The sequence below is a fragment of the Pontivivens nitratireducens genome (assembly GCF_011290545.1).
Lineage (GTDB): Bacteria > Pseudomonadota > Alphaproteobacteria > Rhodobacterales > Rhodobacteraceae > Pontivivens > Pontivivens nitratireducens.
In genome coordinates this window covers 2073525-2088731 of record NZ_CP049811.1, presented here as the reverse complement: position 1 = coordinate 2088731, position 15207 = coordinate 2073525, and the positions used below count along the sequence as shown (strand labels likewise).

General features: G+C 60.6%; 18 protein-coding genes. 9 read left to right on the top strand and 9 right to left on the bottom strand.

Going from position 1 to position 15207, the window contains the following annotated elements; translation table 11 throughout:
• Positions 1-10: 10 nt before the first annotated feature.
• The 3 genes from sufB to G8E03_RS10355 all read right to left on the bottom strand — a co-directional run bounded on the left by sufB (position 11) and on the right by G8E03_RS10355 (position 3100).
• On the bottom strand, positions 11-1537 hold the full coding sequence (gene sufB / locus G8E03_RS10365; protein WP_166191342.1) for a Fe-S cluster assembly protein SufB: 1527 nt from the start codon (positions 1535-1537) through the stop codon (positions 11-13).
• 64 nt (positions 1538-1601) lie between these two features.
• The gene (locus G8E03_RS10360) at positions 1602-2645 is read right to left on the bottom strand and encodes a cysteine desulfurase family protein (RefSeq protein WP_166191340.1); all 1044 of its coding nucleotides are present in this window, start codon (positions 2643-2645) and stop codon (positions 1602-1604) included.
• The gene (locus G8E03_RS10355) at positions 2642-3100 is read right to left on the bottom strand and encodes an Rrf2 family transcriptional regulator (RefSeq protein ID WP_166191338.1); all 459 of its coding nucleotides are present in this window, start codon (positions 3098-3100) and stop codon (positions 2642-2644) included. The genes G8E03_RS10360 and G8E03_RS10355 overlap by 4 nt, the downstream gene beginning before the upstream one ends.
• A gap of 181 nt (positions 3101-3281) precedes the next feature.
• Here G8E03_RS10355 and G8E03_RS10350 point away from each other — a divergent pair, with 181 nt between their 5' ends.
• Positions 3282-3935, top strand: coding sequence for an alpha/beta hydrolase (locus G8E03_RS10350; protein ID WP_166191336.1), 654 nt, complete (start codon positions 3282-3284; stop codon positions 3933-3935).
• 56 nt (positions 3936-3991) lie between these two features.
• On the opposite strand, the gene G8E03_RS10345 is transcribed toward G8E03_RS10350, so the two are convergent.
• Both G8E03_RS10345 and G8E03_RS10340 read right to left on the bottom strand, forming a co-directional pair.
• Entirely contained in the window at positions 3992-5011 is a 1020-nt protein-coding gene (locus tag G8E03_RS10345; RefSeq protein ID WP_166191334.1) for a sensor histidine kinase, read from the bottom strand.
• A 49-nt stretch (positions 5012-5060) separates the two neighbouring features.
• Entirely contained in the window at positions 5061-6227 is a 1167-nt protein-coding gene (locus G8E03_RS10340; RefSeq protein WP_166191332.1) for a M20 aminoacylase family protein, read from the bottom strand.
• Between the two features lie 97 nt (positions 6228-6324).
• Here G8E03_RS10340 and mazG point away from each other — a divergent pair, with 97 nt between their 5' ends.
• Positions 6325-7170 (top strand): nucleoside triphosphate pyrophosphohydrolase, encoded by an 846-nt coding sequence (gene mazG, locus G8E03_RS10335; RefSeq protein WP_166191330.1) that lies wholly within the window; start codon positions 6325-6327, stop codon positions 7168-7170.
• A 458-nt stretch (positions 7171-7628) separates the two neighbouring features.
• On the opposite strand, the gene G8E03_RS10330 is transcribed toward mazG, so the two are convergent.
• Positions 7629-7871 (bottom strand): hypothetical protein, encoded by a 243-nt coding sequence (locus G8E03_RS10330; protein ID WP_166191328.1) that lies wholly within the window; start codon positions 7869-7871, stop codon positions 7629-7631.
• A gap of 162 nt (positions 7872-8033) precedes the next feature.
• On the opposite strand from G8E03_RS10330, the gene eno reads away from it, so the two are divergent.
• Positions 8034-9311 (top strand): phosphopyruvate hydratase, encoded by a 1278-nt coding sequence (eno, locus tag G8E03_RS10325; RefSeq protein ID WP_166191326.1) that lies wholly within the window; start codon positions 8034-8036, stop codon positions 9309-9311.
• A 63-nt stretch (positions 9312-9374) separates the two neighbouring features.
• Here eno and G8E03_RS10320 read toward each other — a convergent pair whose 3' ends face one another.
• Positions 9375-9788, bottom strand: coding sequence for a DUF6314 family protein (locus tag G8E03_RS10320; RefSeq protein ID WP_166194108.1), 414 nt, complete (start codon positions 9786-9788; stop codon positions 9375-9377).
• Positions 9789-9870: 82 nt separating this feature from the next.
• On the opposite strand from G8E03_RS10320, the gene purB reads away from it, so the two are divergent.
• Both purB and G8E03_RS10310 read left to right on the top strand, forming a co-directional pair.
• Positions 9871-11178, top strand: a complete 1308-nt coding sequence (gene purB / locus G8E03_RS10315; RefSeq protein ID WP_166191324.1) for an adenylosuccinate lyase — start codon at positions 9871-9873, stop codon at positions 11176-11178.
• Positions 11179-11361: 183 nt separating this feature from the next.
• Complete coding sequence (locus tag G8E03_RS10310) at positions 11362-11658, top strand: hypothetical protein (protein WP_166191304.1); 297 nt, start codon at positions 11362-11364, stop codon at positions 11656-11658.
• Between the two features lie 51 nt (positions 11659-11709).
• On the opposite strand, the gene G8E03_RS10305 is transcribed toward G8E03_RS10310, so the two are convergent.
• The gene (locus tag G8E03_RS10305; protein WP_166191302.1) at positions 11710-12024 is read right to left on the bottom strand and encodes a DUF1476 domain-containing protein; all 315 of its coding nucleotides are present in this window, start codon (positions 12022-12024) and stop codon (positions 11710-11712) included.
• A gap of 158 nt (positions 12025-12182) precedes the next feature.
• Between G8E03_RS10305 and purC the strand changes: the two genes are divergently transcribed.
• Genes purC through purQ form a run of 4 tightly spaced genes read left to right on the top strand, consistent with a single transcriptional unit; the run spans position 12183 to position 14101 of the window.
• Positions 12183-12944 carry a phosphoribosylaminoimidazolesuccinocarboxamide synthase gene (gene purC / locus G8E03_RS10300; protein WP_166191300.1) on the top strand — a complete coding sequence of 254 codons (762 nt, stop codon included), beginning with the start codon at positions 12183-12185 and terminating at the stop codon, positions 12942-12944.
• Positions 12944-13141: a hypothetical protein gene (locus G8E03_RS10295; RefSeq protein WP_166191298.1), complete on the top strand. Its 198-nt coding sequence runs from the start codon at positions 12944-12946 to the stop codon at positions 13139-13141. The genes purC and G8E03_RS10295 overlap by 1 nt, the downstream gene beginning before the upstream one ends.
• Positions 13138-13377, top strand: coding sequence for a phosphoribosylformylglycinamidine synthase subunit PurS (gene purS / locus G8E03_RS10290; RefSeq protein ID WP_166191296.1), 240 nt, complete (start codon positions 13138-13140; stop codon positions 13375-13377). Before G8E03_RS10295 ends, purS begins: the two co-directional genes overlap by 4 nt.
• Positions 13378-13435: 58 nt before the next feature.
• A complete protein-coding gene (gene purQ, locus G8E03_RS10285) occupies positions 13436-14101 on the top strand; it encodes a phosphoribosylformylglycinamidine synthase subunit PurQ (protein ID WP_166191294.1) in 666 nt (221 codons plus the stop codon).
• A gap of 25 nt (positions 14102-14126) precedes the next feature.
• On the opposite strand, the gene dusA is transcribed toward purQ, so the two are convergent.
• Positions 14127-15107: a tRNA dihydrouridine(20/20a) synthase DusA gene (dusA, locus tag G8E03_RS10280; RefSeq protein ID WP_240910328.1), complete on the bottom strand. Its 981-nt coding sequence runs from the start codon at positions 15105-15107 to the stop codon at positions 14127-14129.
• Positions 15108-15207: the final 100 nt, after the last annotated feature.

Below are 15207 nucleotides of genomic sequence, written 5' to 3'. Positions count from 1 at the left end.
TTCGGAGGCGTTAGCCCACCGACCCCTCAAGCGAGATTGCAACCAGCGCCTGTGCTTCCATCGCGAATTCCATTGGCAGTGCCTGGAGCACCTCCTTGCAGAATCCGTTGACGACGAGGGCCACCGCCTCCTCCTCATCCATGCCGCGCTGACGGCAGTAGAACAGTTGGTCGTCGTCCACCTTGGAGGTGGTTGCCTCATGCTCCACCCGGCTCGAATTGTTCTTCACCTCGATATAAGGCACCGTGTGGGCGCCGCACTTGTCGCCAATCAGCAGGCTGTCGCACTGGGTATAGTTGCGCGATTCCTTGGCGCGGGGGTGCATCGACACCAGCCCGCGATAGGTGTTCTGCGCCTGACCGGCGGAGATGCCCTTGGACACGATGCGCGACTTGGTGCGCTTTCCCAGATGCACCATCTTGGTGCCGGTATCGGCCTGCTGGTAGTTGTTGGCGATGGCGATGGAGTAGAACTCACCCTGGCTGTCGTCGCCGCGCAGGATGCAGGACGGGTATTTCCACGTGACGGCGGAGCCGGTTTCGACCTGGGTCCACATCACCTTGGACCGATCGCCCCGGCAATCGGCGCGCTTGGTCACGAAATTGTAGATGCCGCCCTTGCCGTCCTCATCCCCGGGGAACCAGTTCTGAACGGTGGAATACTTGATCTCCGCGTCCTCAAGCAGCACCAGCTCGACGCAGGCCGCGTGCAATTGCGCGATGTCGCGCTGGGGCGCGGTGCAGCCTTCGAGGTAGGAGACATAGCTGTCCTTCTCCGCGATGATCAGCGTCCGCTCGAACTGGCCGGTGTTTTCCGCGTTGATGCGGAAGTATGTGGACAGCTCCATCGGGCACTTGGTCCCCTCGGGCACGTAGACGAACGATCCGTCGGAAAACACGGCGGCGTTCAGGGTGGCATAGTAGTTGTCCGACGCAGGAATGACCGAGCCGAGGTATTTCTTCACCAGTTCGGGATGGTCCCGAATGGCCTCGGAGATCGAGCAGAAGATCACGCCGGCCTTGGCCAGTTCATCCTTGAAGGTCGTGCCGACGGACACGGAATCGAACACGGCGTCCACCGCGACCTTGCGGTCGGTGTCCACGTTCTCCGCCCCTTCGACACCGGCGAGGATCATCTGCTCCTTCAGCGGGATGCCCAGTTTCTTGTAGGTTTCCAGAAGCTTGGGGTCCACCTCATCCAGGCTCTTGGGCTTTTCGGCCATGCTCTTGGGACGGGCGTAGTAATACTGGTCCTGAAAGTCGATCTTGGGGTAATCGACCATTGCCCATTCCGGCTCCTCCAGCTTGATCCAGCGGCGATAGGCGTCCAGCCGCCATTCCAGCATCCAATCCGGCTCATTGTTCTTTTCCGAGATCAGGCGGACGATATCCTCGGTCAGGCCCTTGGGGGCGTATTCCATCTCGATATCGGTTTCCCAGCCGTACTTGTACTTACCGGCGAGGGACTGGACAGCGGCGACGGTCTCTTCCTCGACGCCTTCTTTCGCGGTCAGCTGGACTTCATCCAATGCGGTCATGTCGGTCTTCCTCATTCTCGGTACTATCGGCCAGCACTCTCGATGCCGGGCCGGTGGTTTCGGGTCACGCCGCGCGGGCGCGAAATTTCTCATATTGGCGGGACCATGCAGCGGCGAAGCCCATGATCTCAGCTTCGGTGGTGGCGGCCCCAAGCGAGACGCGGATCGTGCTGGAGGCGGTCTGGTCATCATGGCCCATGGCCCCGATCACCTTCGACGCCTTTACCTTGCCGCTGGAACATGCGGACCCGGCGGAAATCGCGTAGCCGGCCAGATCCATCTGCATCACCTGCGTTTCGCCGCGCCATCCCGGAACCGCGATGCACATTGTGTTGGGCAGGCGGGGGGCACCCTCACCCATCAAGATAAGGTCGGGGCACGCCGCCCTCAACTCACCTTCCAGGATATTTCTAAGCTCGGAAACACGGTCCATCGCGCCTGTATCCAGATCGGCCTGAGCGGCGGTAATGGCCGCGCCCATTCCGGCGATAGCTATGACATTCTCGGTTCCTGCCCTGCGGCCCATTTCCTGCCCGCCGCCACGCATCTGCGCGGGCAGATCGAGGCCTTGCCGCAGGATCAGCGCGCCCACACCCTTAGGCCCGCCGAACTTGTGGCCCGAGATCGCGGCCATCTGCGCCCCACTCCACGAAAAGGCGAATGGCACCTTGCCGACCGCCTGAACCGCATCGGTAAAGGCAAGGCCATCGGGCAGCGATTGTATCACGCCAGTTTCGGAATTCGCCGTCTGAATCGCACTGCTTGCAGGATCGGGAGTGCTAACACGACCCTCGGCGTCCACCGGCAGATCGCCGCGTGTCCAAACGCCGACGCAATCATGCTCCACCGCTGCGCCGGACAGATCGCGCCCGGCCAGGGCCAGGGCCGCAGCCTCCGTCGCGCCGGAGGTGAACACGATGTCGGCATCCATCGCCCCCACCGCAGCCGCCACCTGAGCGCGCGCGGTTTCCACAATCATCTTCGCCGCGCGCCCCTCCGCATGGACGGAGGACGGATTACCCACCGCATCCATCGCCGCGATCATCGTGGCGCGGGCCTCAGCCCGCAGGGGGGCCGTGGCGTTCCAGTCCAGATAGGCGCGGCTCATTCGTCCACCAATTGCAGAATGGCAGGCACCGCGGGGCACGGTGCCATCTGGTCGGAGGTAATATCGCTCAACCTGGTCTGATGCAGGAAGACATAGACGTGAGCGGACAGCTGCTCCCACAACTTGTCGGTCAGGATTTGCGCCTGTGTGTCGCCGGATGCGCCGGAAACACCCGCGCCGCGCGACAGGGCGCTCATCGTTTCATCCACGGCGGCCAGAATCTCGCTGACGCGGATCTTCTCCGCATCCAGGGCGAGGCGATACCCGCCGCCCGGCCCGCGCACGCTTTCGACCAGACCGGCACGGCGCAGCTTTACGAACAGCTGTTCCAGATAGGCGAGGCTGATATCCTGACGCACCGAAATCTCGGACAGCGTAATCAGGTCATCGGCAGGTTGGGCGGCGAGATCGGCCAAAGCGATCATGGCATAGCGCCCCTTGGTGCTGAGTTTCATACACTATCTCCCAGCCGCCGATCATCCGACATGGACCCGGCTATTGACGCACGCACGAGCAGGCTTTACCTGCGACAAGTCAACGGGCTGCATTCGCAGACCGATTTAGAATAGTTCTAGGTTTTCCGACCGGGTTAGTCAAGCTTTCCCGTCGGCCAGACATACGAAGAGGTTACGGCATATGCCAGAGGTGATTTTCCCCGGTCCCGAGGGACGTTTGGAAGGACGCTATCACCCACAGAAGGCCAAGGACGCCCCCATCGCGATCATCCTGCATCCGCACCCCAAGTTCGGCGGCACGATGAACAACAAGGTTACCTACAATCTGCATTATGCCTTTCACGAAATGGGCTTCACCGTCCTGCGGTTCAATTTCCGCGGCGTGGGCCGTTCGCAAGGCGAATACGATCAAGGTATCGGGGAGCTGTCCGACGCAGCATCGGCGCTGGATTACCTGCAAGCGCAGGCACCCAATTCGCGCCAGTGCTGGGTCGCGGGCTTTTCATTCGGGGCGTGGATCGGAATGCAGTTGCTGATGCGCCGGCCCGAGGTGGCAGGCTTTATTAGCGTGGCGCCACCAGCGAACATGTACGACTTCACGTTCCTCGCGCCCTGCCCGTCCTCGGGCCTGATTATAAACGGCGACGCGGACCGCGTGGTGCCCCCCGCCGACGTGACATCGCTGGCAGAAAAGCTGCAACAGCAAAAGGGCATCACCGTCACCCACCAGACCGTTCCCGGCGCTGGTCACTTTTTCGAGAGCGGTATGGATGAGATGATCGGCAACGTGAAATCCTACGTCACCCGCCGTCAGGGTGAGCCGGGTATCCGTTAAGCGGTTAAAAAAAGGCGGGCGGCCTGAACGGCCCCCCGCACGCGAACACGTCCGCGCTAGAATGCAATCACGAAGCAGGTGCCCGGCGCATCGCGCACGATCTTGATCTCAGCCGCCAATTGCCGGGCGAGGGTCTGAATGATCGTCATCCCCAACCCGCCAGCCGCATCCAGATCGAAACCGGCAGGCAAGCCGACGCCATTGTCGCGATAGGTCAAGATCCGCTTGGTATCGACCCTTTCTATCAACAGGCTGATCTCACCGCTATCGCGGCCGATGAACGCATATTTCAGGGAATTGGTCATCAACTCGTTGATTGCCAGCGCCAGCGGAATCACCTGATTGACCGGCAGGGCCATTTCCTCGGGCGCCATGCACTCCACCGACACCGGCGTTTCGCCGCCGAGGGCCTGCGCGACGTCCTGCATCATCTGCACGAAATAGCTGCCGACATCGACCGATGCGGCCTCATCCGAGCGGTAGAGCGCGCTGTGGATCGAGGCCATAACCTGCAAGCGGACCTGAACCTTGTCCAGCACGGCCAACGCCTCGTCCGAGGTGGTTTGCCGACGTTGATAGCGCACGAGGGAAATCAGCAGGCCCAGATTGTTTGCCACCCGGTGGTTGACCTCATCCAGTAGCATCCGTTGGGTTTCCAGCGACTGTCGCAACTGCATGATATCGTTTTCGCGGATCGTCCTGTCGCGCAACGTCAGAACCGCGCCCAGAACCTTCCCCTGCTCATCATGGACCCGACGTGCCGACCCCTCAGCATAGACGCGGGTGCCGTCGGGGCGGTCGATCAGCCACATTTCGTTTTCGACCACCTCACCGTCGCGCACGGCACGGGCCAGAGGCAATTCGCAGGACGGATATTGCGAGCCATCGGTGCGCAGCAGGTTATAGACCTCGGAATAGCCTTCCGTCTCAACCCCCAACTCGGTGACGCCGTGCATTTCGGATGCCGCGCGATTGACGAACCGGATTACACCCTGGGGATCGGTGATGATCATGCCCTCACCAAGTTGGTTCCACGCCTCGGCCTGAAGCGTGGAAAGGAGTTCCCATTCCGCCATTTTATTGAACTTTCACAAGGTATCCACGCAAATCGCGTGAGGTTGTTTCCTACCCTGCGGGTTGAGCGGTTTCCACCATCTTAACGAACCAGGATGCCCCGATCGGGCTGATCTCATCGTTAAAATCAAATTCAGGATGATGAAGCCCCGCACCTCCGCTACTTCCCAGGAAAAGATAGGCACCGGGGCGACGTTCCAGCATGTAGGAAAAGTCCTCGGCGCCCATCATCGGGATCATTTCGGTGGTGACCTTGTCGTCCCCCATGACCGCCCGGGCGACACTTGCGGCCAGCTCCGTTTGTGCGGGGTGGTTGACCGTCACGGGGTAGCCGCGATTGTAGGTGACGCTGGCGGTCCCGCCATGTGCGGCGGCGATATTGACGGCCACCTGCTGCATTCGCGCGATCACCATCTCGCGCACGTCCTCGTCCAGCGTGCGGACCGTGCCGCCCATCTGCGCCGTCGCGGGCAGGACATTGTCGGCGGAGCCTGCATGAATTGTCGTGATCGACAGCACACAGCTTTTCAACGGATCCGTGTTGCGCGCGGCGATCATCTGAAGCCCCTGCGCGATCTGGCAGGCGATCTGCACGCTGTCGATACCCTGATGCGGCATGGCGGCATGGGCACCCACGCCCACCACGTCGATGCTGAACGTATCCGCCGCGGCCATCAGGGGTCCGGGACGGGTCAGAAACGTACCGAAGGCTTCGCTCGGTTGGTTATGCAGGCCATAGACTTGGGCGATGTCGTAGGTATCCATCACCCCTTCCTCACACATTGCCAGGCCGCCGCCGCCGCCTTCCTCCGCCGGTTGGAAGATCAACGCGACGGTGCCCTTGAAATTCCGGGTTTCCGCCAGATAGCGGGCCGCACCCAGCAGCATCGTGGTGTGGCCGTCGTGGCCGCAAGCGTGCATCTTTCCCTGCTTTGTGGATTTATAGGGCAGATCGCGCACTTCCTGTATCGGCAGGGCGTCCATATCGGCGCGCAAACCGATCGTCGGGCCGTCGCCCCCCTGACCGTGGATCAGGGCAACGACGCCGCTCTGCGCGATGCCGGTCTCGATCTGCTCGATGCCGAAGCTCTTGAGCTTCTCGACAACGTAGGCGGCGGTTTCATGGCAGTCATAGCCAAGCTCGGGGTTGGCGTGGATGTGCTGGCGCCATTCCTTCATGTCCTCGTGGAATTCCGCGATACGATTGATGACAGCCATGATGGGACTCCTTTTGCTGTCATGTACGTTCGTCGCGCGTGGCGGCAGGGTCAAGATGCGCCTTGCACTGCCCGCCTCGGCGCGCGACCTTTGACCCATGAAACCACTCGACGACAGAACCGCCTCCGACACTTTGGTCCTGAACGGCGACGCCCGGATGGAACGTCTGACCGAGATCATGGCCCGGCTCCGAGCGCCCGATGGCTGCCCGTGGGATCGGGAACAGGATTTCGCCTCGATCGCCCCCTACACGATGGAGGAAGCCGCAGAGGTGGCCGACGCCATTGCGCGAAACGACATGCCGGATTTGCGCGATGAACTTGGGGACCTTCTCCTTCAGGTTGTCTACCACGCGCAGATGGCAGACGAATCAGGCCACTTTGCCCTGCCCGACGTGATCCGCGCGATTTGTGACAAGATGGTCCGGCGACACCCGCATGTCTTTGCCGACGCGCCGGGCCGCGATGCCACCGAACAGACCGTGGATTGGGAGCGGATCAAGGCCGAGGAGCGCGCCGCCTCGGATAAGGGGGAGCGTCGCACACTGGACGGCGTGGCACTGGGATTGCCCGCCCTGACCCGCGCGGTGAAATTGCAAAACCGGGCCGCGCGTGTCGGATTCGACTGGCCCGAGGTCGGTGACGTCCTCGACAAACTACAAGAAGAAAGCGCCGAACTGGTAGAGGCGCGTGACACCCTGACCCATGACGATCAGGTTGAGGAGTTCGGAGACCTGATGTTCGTCATGGCCAATCTGGCCCGCCACCTCAAGATCGACCCCGAAGCGGCATTGCGCGGCGCGAACGCCAAATTCGAGCGGCGTTTCAGATGGATAGAGGACGCTCTGGCGGCTGAAGGGAGTCATGTGAACCAGTCGGATCTGGCTCAGATGGATGCGTTGTGGAACCTGGCGAAGGCTGAGGAACGTAAATCTCCATCGTAGCATCGGGGCGGCAAACCTCACGTCTGCTCTTGCGCAGGGCACGAAAGTCCGTCCGCGCTCTGTCGTTCTTGCGAACCACTTTGCGGCGCCCAGTCGCCTGAAAAGTCGTGAAGACCTTTTGCGTTCCAGCCTTTCGAGCACGCATGTGCAAAGAAAGAAAGACGACTGCAAGTATCGCCAAGAGAGAACACACCAGAAGAGCCGAAGCTGTTATATTGAGTTCTTGCAGGGGTGCGAGAAAGCCGAAGCCGTGCATATCCTGCGAGAAACCGAACACTTCCGTTCCGCTCCTGTCGCCGGTGGTGGGGATCTTGATCCGAACTGTTTCGATATCTTCGCGACCCGCCATTTCGTTCTCCGAGAACGCTATGGGGCGCTATCTTAGCACGTATTCGGGGGTTTTCCTAAATTCTCTCAAATCCTCTACTTAAAGGAGAAAAGTAATGCTCAGAAAATTACTATATATCGCGCGGCATTCTCTGGCGCCTGATGCTTCGCAAGGACTCGTTTGCTGATGGGTCCGCAATCGTTTCCTGCCGCTTATGACGTCCCGAAAGCAGACGCAGGAAAGCGACGCACAGGCTCAGGGCTCCGATGGTGGTTGCAACGAAACGAACATCGGCGTTGGACAGCCCGAAATAGGTGCTCACGGCATCAAGGTGTCGGGTGGCGAACGCCAATGCAAAAGTGGTCGGATCCATCGTGAAAGCCTCCCTCAATACATCCGATGATACATCTAGGTCTTCACAATGCAACCTTTGCGTGTATCAGGCATGAATTCAGCCGCGACTTTACAGGCTTTGCGCAAGGCGCGACGTGTTGTAGGAGAGCGCGACCGGGCCAATTCCTTCAGGAGAGCTTAAATGAGCATCATCATCGACATTACCGCACGCGAGATCCTCGACAGTCGTGGAAATCCGACCGTCGAGGTCGATGTCTATCTGGAAGACGGTGCGATGGGGCGCGCGGCTGTTCCCTCGGGCGCATCTACCGGCGCGCATGAGGCCGTCGAACTGCGCGATGGCGACAAGGCCCGCTATATGGGCAAGGGCGTGCGCAAGGCTGTGGAGGCCGTTAACACCGAGATCTGTCAGGAACTGCTGGGCGTCGATGCGACCGAGCAGGTGATGATCGACGACATGCTGTGCCAACTGGATGGGACCGAAAACAAATCGCGCATCGGTGCGAACGCGATCCTGGGCGTTTCGCTGGCCGTGGCCAAGGCGGCGGCGGAAAGCGTCGGCCTGCCGCTCTACCGTTACGTTGGCGGCACTTCGGCCCGCGTTCTGCCCGTGCCGATGATGAACATCATCAATGGCGGTGAACATGCGGACAACCCGATCGACATTCAGGAATTCATGATCATGCCGGTGGGTGCGGAAAATCTGGCCGATGCCGTGCGGATCGGCTCCGAGATCTTCCATACGCTCAAGAAGGAGCTGAGCGCGGCGGGTCACAATACCGGCATCGGGGATGAGGGCGGCTTTGCCCCTGCCCTGTCATCCACCCGCGAGGCGCTCGACTTCATCATGACCTCCATCGACAAGGCCGGTTACAAGGCGGGCGAGGATGTCTATCTCGCGCTCGACTGCGCCTCGACCGAGTATTACGAGGGCGGCAAGTACGAGATGAAGGGCGAAGGCAAATCCCTGACATCGCAGGAAAACGCCCAATACCTTTCCGATCTGGCGGACGCCTATCCGATCATCTCGATCGAGGATGGCATGGCCGAGGATGATTGGGAGGGTTGGACCGCCCTGACGGCACTGATCGGTGACAAGGTGCAACTGGTAGGCGACGACCTGTTCGTCACCAACTCCAAGCGTCTGAGCCGCGGGATCGCGGACAAGGCCGGCAATTCCATCCTGGTCAAGGTGAACCAGATCGGCTCGCTGAGCGAAACCATCGACGCGGTGGACATGGCACACCGCGCTCGCATGACCTCGGTCATGTCGCACCGTTCGGGTGAAACGGAGGACGCGACCATCGCAGACCTCGCCGTGGCGCTGAACTGCGGCCAGATCAAGACCGGATCGCTGTCCCGCTCTGACCGGCTGGCGAAATACAACCAACTGATCCGCATCGAGCAGGAACTGGGAACGACCGCGCGCTATGCCGGACGGGCGATCCTGAAGCGCTAACCTCACCACTGGTGAGCAGATGTGAGCGACCAGTAAGGCGCGACCCGGAAACGGCTCGCGCCTTTATCGTGTGTAATTCGTGACCATGCGGTAATCCTTGCGCGGCCCCTCGACCCGCCATTCCGCGCGCCAGCTTTTCGGCAGATCGAACACATAGCGGACGTCATAGGTATCCGGATCGCAAAAATGCGAGGCTTGCGTGGTGGATTGTCGCGGGTCGAAGCGGTGAAAGAACCGGCCGTCCTCGAACTCGACGATGATGTAAGGTTCTTCGGCGTACCAGTGATAGGCGCGGGTCGCCTTGAAGGATGGCAGACCGGCGAAGCGCAACTCGCCCTCTTCGATATAGGACAGGCCAGTGCCACGCGGCTCGAACAGGCCGACGCCCTCGAACCTGCCGGTCCAGTTGCTGTCCAGATCGAAGATATCGCGGCGGATCGTCCAGCGCCCGATGAAGGGTTCGAGCTGATCGGGCATGTCGGTCACGGGCCTCTCCCTTGTTTGCGGGGCGTCATGGGTCTATCACCCGCGCAACGTCTTCAAACAAGGGTTCCGCCGCATGATCTCTCGCTATTCCCGCCCCGAAATGGTCGCCATCTGGTCCGCGGAGTCGAAATTCCGCATCTGGTACGAGATCGAGGCCTATGCCTGCGACGCGCAAGCGCAATTGGGCGTGATCCCGCAGGAGAACGCGGACGCGGTCTGGAAGGCGAAGGATGTCGAGTTCGACGTTGCCCGCATTGATGAAATCGAGGCCGTTACCAAGCACGACGTCATCGCGTTCCTGACCCATCTGGCGGAGCATGTGGGCGCTGACGAGGCGCGTTTCGTGCATCAGGGCATGACCTCGTCGGACGTGTTGGACACCTGCTTCAACGTGCAGCTGGTGCGCGCGGCGGATCTGTTGATCGCGCAAACGGAAAAACTGCTCGAAGCGCTGAAGCGCCGGGCGCTGGAGCACAAGATGACAGTCTGTATCGGTCGCAGTCACGGCATTCATGCCGAGCCTGTGACCTTCGGCCTGAAAATGGCGCAGGCCTATGCGGAGATGGACCGCAACCGCATTCGACTGTTGACGGCCCGTGATGAGATCGCGACCGGCGCTATTTCGGGCGCTGTCGGAACCTTCGCCAATATTGATCCATATGTTGAAGAATTCGTTACCGAAAAGCTGGGATTGCGCCCTGAGCCGGTTTCGACGCAGGTCATCCCGCGCGACCGTCATGCTGCGTTCTTTGCCGCACTGGGCGTTGTGGGGTCCTCAATCGAGCGGATCGCGACGGAAATCCGGCACTTGCAGCGGACCGAAGTGCTTGAGGTGGAGGAATATTTCTCCCCCGGTCAAAAGGGCTCCTCCGCGATGCCGCACAAGCGTAATCCGGTACTGACGGAAAACCTGACCGGTCTGGCGCGTCTGGTTCGCATGGCTGTGGTCCCCGCGATGGAGAATGTCGCCCTGTGGCATGAGCGGGATATTTCCCACTCCTCCGTTGAGCGCAACATCGGGCCGGACACCACGGTGACGCTGGACTTCGCCCTTGCCCGTTTAACGCAAGTTATTGATAAGCTTGTCGTATATCCGGAAAATATGCTACGCAACATGAACCAGTTCCGCGGTCTGGTGATGAGCCAGCGTGTGCTGCTGGCCCTGACGCAGGCCGGGGTCAGCCGTGAGGATTCCTATAAGCTGGTTCAGCGCAACGCGATGAAAGTCTGGGAGCAAGGCGCTGATTTCAAAACCGAATTGCTGGGCGACTCGGACGTTCTGGCCGCGTTGAGCGCTGAGGAAATCGAAGAGAAATTCGATATCGGCTATCATACGAAACATGTCGATACGATCTTCGCGCGCGTCTTCGGCGACGAATAACCTTTAGCAACATCGCGGGGCGGCCACCGGGCTGCCCTGCAAACTTTGCCTCTTGGCATCAGACCAGATAGCGATTCGACTTATCCGCTTTTCGCCGGCCAGGGCAGGATCCCGGAAACATAATAAGATCGACTCTTTGCACGCTCAGCATATATCATGCACTGCAACATAAGGATTACGATCATGAGAACCCCTGCCTTCGACCCTTGGGGCTACGCACGACTTGCACACCTTCAACACAAGATCGGCATATCCGCCGCGCAGACAATCGCAAGCCGCATGGCCTTGTTCATGCAGGGAAATCTGACGCAGGTCGAAGCGACCGCCATGATCATGGAAAAGCCCGTCGCGATGGTTACGGGGCTTCAGGGAGCGGCCGTGGCAATGGCGAGGGGGCACGGTCCCTCCGCCATGATGGAGGCTGCCCTGAAACCCGTCGCGGCCAAGACCAGCGCAAACGCGAAGCGTCTCTCCCGCTGAGGGCGTCATGGCGGTAACCGCCGTCTGACGCCCTCATTCGCAGGCGGTGGATCAGGCCTCGTCCAGCAACTGGACCTTTGCCTCGGCATCCGCCTGTACCATACGGGCGCGCAGCTCCGCCTCACTGACGCGGTCGCCCAGATCGGCGTGCAGCTTGCGATAGACATCATCATCACCGGCTTCGGTGAAATCGGCCTTGATGACCTCCTTAACATAGGTGGCGGTCCGCTCCGCATCATAGCCCAGCTTTTGCCCGGCCCACTCAGCCAACAGGCGATTGCGGCGCATCTCGGCCTTGAACTTCATTTCGCTGTCATGGGCGAACTTGGCCTCGAACGTGGCGCGGCGCTCTTCGAAACTTGTCATCTTCGTGACTCCGGGATGTGTTGCGTATGCACGATAGGTGGCGATCGGGTGGTTATCCGGCAAGGGTTTCCGCTCGAATCCTTGCCCATTGCGCCCAACGGCGCTAAGACCCGCCGACATAGGCGGATCACCGCCTCGAAACTGGTTCGGAGAGTGTTATGGCGCGCCGCAGAATGATTTACGAAGGCAAGGCTAAGATCCTCTACGAAGGACCGGAGCCGGGGACCCTGATCCAGTTCTTCAAGGACGATACAACTGCTGGAAACGGTGAAAAGCATGAACTGATCGAGGGCAAGGGCGTGCTGAACAACCGCCTGTCCGAACATTTCATGACTGGTCTGGCGAGCATCGGCGTGCCGACCCACTTCATCAAGCGGCTCAACATGCGCGAACAACTGGTCCGCGCGGTCGAGATGATCCCGCTGGAGGTCGTTGTACGCAACGTCGCCGCAGGCTCCATGAGCAAGCGCCTCGGCATCGAGGAGGGCACGCAGCTGCCACGCCCGATCATCGAGTTCTACCTCAAGAACGACGAGCTGAACGATCCGATCGTGTCTGAGGAACATATCATCGCCTTCGGCTGGGCCACCCAACAGGATCTGGACGACATGGTTTCGCTGGGCCTGCGGGTCAACGATTTCATGTCCGGCATGATGATGGGCGTCGGGATCAAGCTGGTGGATTTCAAGATCGAGATCGGCCGCGTGTTCGAGGGCGATTTCCAGCGTCTGATCGTCGCTGATGAGATCAGCCCAGATTCGTGCCGCCTGTGGGATGTGGAATCCGGGCAGAAACTGGACAAGGACGTGTTCCGGCGGGGTCTGGGCGATCTGAGCGAAGCCTATACCGAGGTCGCCAAACGTCTGGGCGTGATGCCACGCCAGAACGGGTCCTCCTCGGGACCGAAATTGGTGCATTGATGGCACGCGTCCTGGCGATCCTGTCACATCCGGCAACGGCCCTTCTGGCCGGACTGTACCTGATGTGCATCAGCTTCGCCTGGACGTTCTTCGGCATGATGCCGGCGCCGGTCGTGATCGGATCGTTGCTGTGGATCGGCGGCGGCATCGTGATCGTAACAGGCAAGAAACTCTTGGACAGGGCTGAAAACACATGAAAGTTCGCGTAGACATCACGCTGAAACCCGGCGTTCTGGACCCTCAGGGTGAGGCGGTTCGGCACGCGCTGGGTGCTCTGGGCTTCGACGGAGTTCAGGGCGTGCGGCAGGGCAAGGTGATCGAGCTGGATCTGGCCACGGAAGATGCCGATCTGGCGAAAACTCAGGCCGCCCAGATGGCGGAGAAGCTGCTGTCCAATCAGGTCATCGAAAACTTTACCGTCACGGTGATCTGAGATGCGCACTGCCACGTCCGCTACCGTCATCACCGATTTCACGAGTTGAGGAACTGCCATGAAAGCCGCTGTCATCACCTTTCCCGGATCGAATTGCGACCGTGACATGCACGTGGCGCTGCAGCAGGCGACAGGTCAGGCACCACTCGGCGTTTGGCACAAGGACACCACCCTGCCCGACGGACTGGACCTGGTCGTCGTGCCGGGCGGCTTCTCCTTCGGGGATTACCTGCGCTGTGGGGCCATTGCGGCACGGGCGCCGGTGATGAACGCGGTCGTGGATTTCGCGCTGCGCGGTGGGCTGGTGCTGGGCGTGTGCAACGGCTTCCAAATCCTGATCGAGGCGGGCCTGCTGCCAGGGGCGCTGATGCGCAATTCCGGGCTGAAATATATCTGCAAGCCGCAGGCCCTGCGGGTCGCGACCCATGACAGCGCCTTTACCGCGGCTTTGGGAGAAACCGCGACCTATACAATCGCCCACCACGACGGCAACTTCATCGCCGATGCGCAAACGCTGGACCGCCTGACCGGCGAGGATCGCGTTGCGTTCACCTATGAGGGAAATCCCAACGGATCGCTCAACGATATTGCCGGAATTTTGAGCGAGAACCGCCGTGTTCTGGGCATGATGCCGCATCCCGAGCGTCTGAACGATCCCGCATTGGGCGGCACGGATGGCGCCGCGTTCTTCGCCGGACTGGTCAGCTCGCTGGAAACCGCCTGATCTTCCTTCGAACGTGAGGGTTCGGTCAGGCGGCGCGGCGCTCCACATGGCTCAACGCCTGCTCGATCAGGTCGGGACCGGCAGCCGGCAGGTGCGCCCCCTCGCTGAGCACGCGACGCCACGCCCGCGCACCGGGCTGCCCGGTAAAGGCACCAAGCATATGCCGTGTGATCTGATTCAGGCGGGTGCCACGGGTCAGTTCCGCCTCGATATGCGGATACATCGCCCGCACAGCGTCTGACGGATCGGTGCGCGGGCTGTCCATGCCGAAAACTCTTGCATCCGCATCGGCTAGCACGGCGCAAGGATCATGATAGGCGGCGCGTCCGATCATCACTCCATCCAGTCCCGCATCGAGATGCGGCAGCGCTTCCTCCAGCGACATGATCCCGCCGTTCACGACGATTTCTAAAGCAGGAAACAAGCCCTTCATTTCGACCACCAGAGCGTGATCCAGCGGCGGGATATCGCGGTTTTCCTTGGGACTGAGCCCCTGCAACCACGCCTTGCGAGCATGGATGATGAAGTGATCGACCCCGGAAGCCGAGACGCGCGACAGAAAGTCCGGCAGAATCTCGCGCGGTTCCTGTTCATCCACGCCGATCCGACATTTGACAGTGATTTCAGAAGACTGTGCCGCGTCCTTCATGGCAGAAACGCAATCCGCAACCAGCCCCGGATCGCGCATCAGGCACGCGCCGAAGGCACCGGACTGCACCCGGTCAGACGGGCAGCCACAGTTCAGGTTGATTTCCGAATAACCGAACGGCTCCGCAATCTTCACGGCCTTTGCCAGCACCTCCGGCTCGGATCCACCCAATTGCAGCGCGACGTGGCCCTCGGCCTCGGACTTGCCGATCAACCGCTCGGGGTCCCCATGTGTCAACGCGCGGGCAGTGACCATCTCGGTGTACAACAGGGCGTGGGAGCTGAACTGGCGATGGAACAGCCGACAATGGCGATCCGTCCACTCCATCATCGGCGCAACGGACAGGCGAGAGGCCATTGAAATATCTAGTTTTTTATTCTTTTCCGTCACTTGCAGGCACCTACAGTTCGTCTCGTTTCCGCTCATTATGGACCAAATTCGTCGATTTTGACACTGG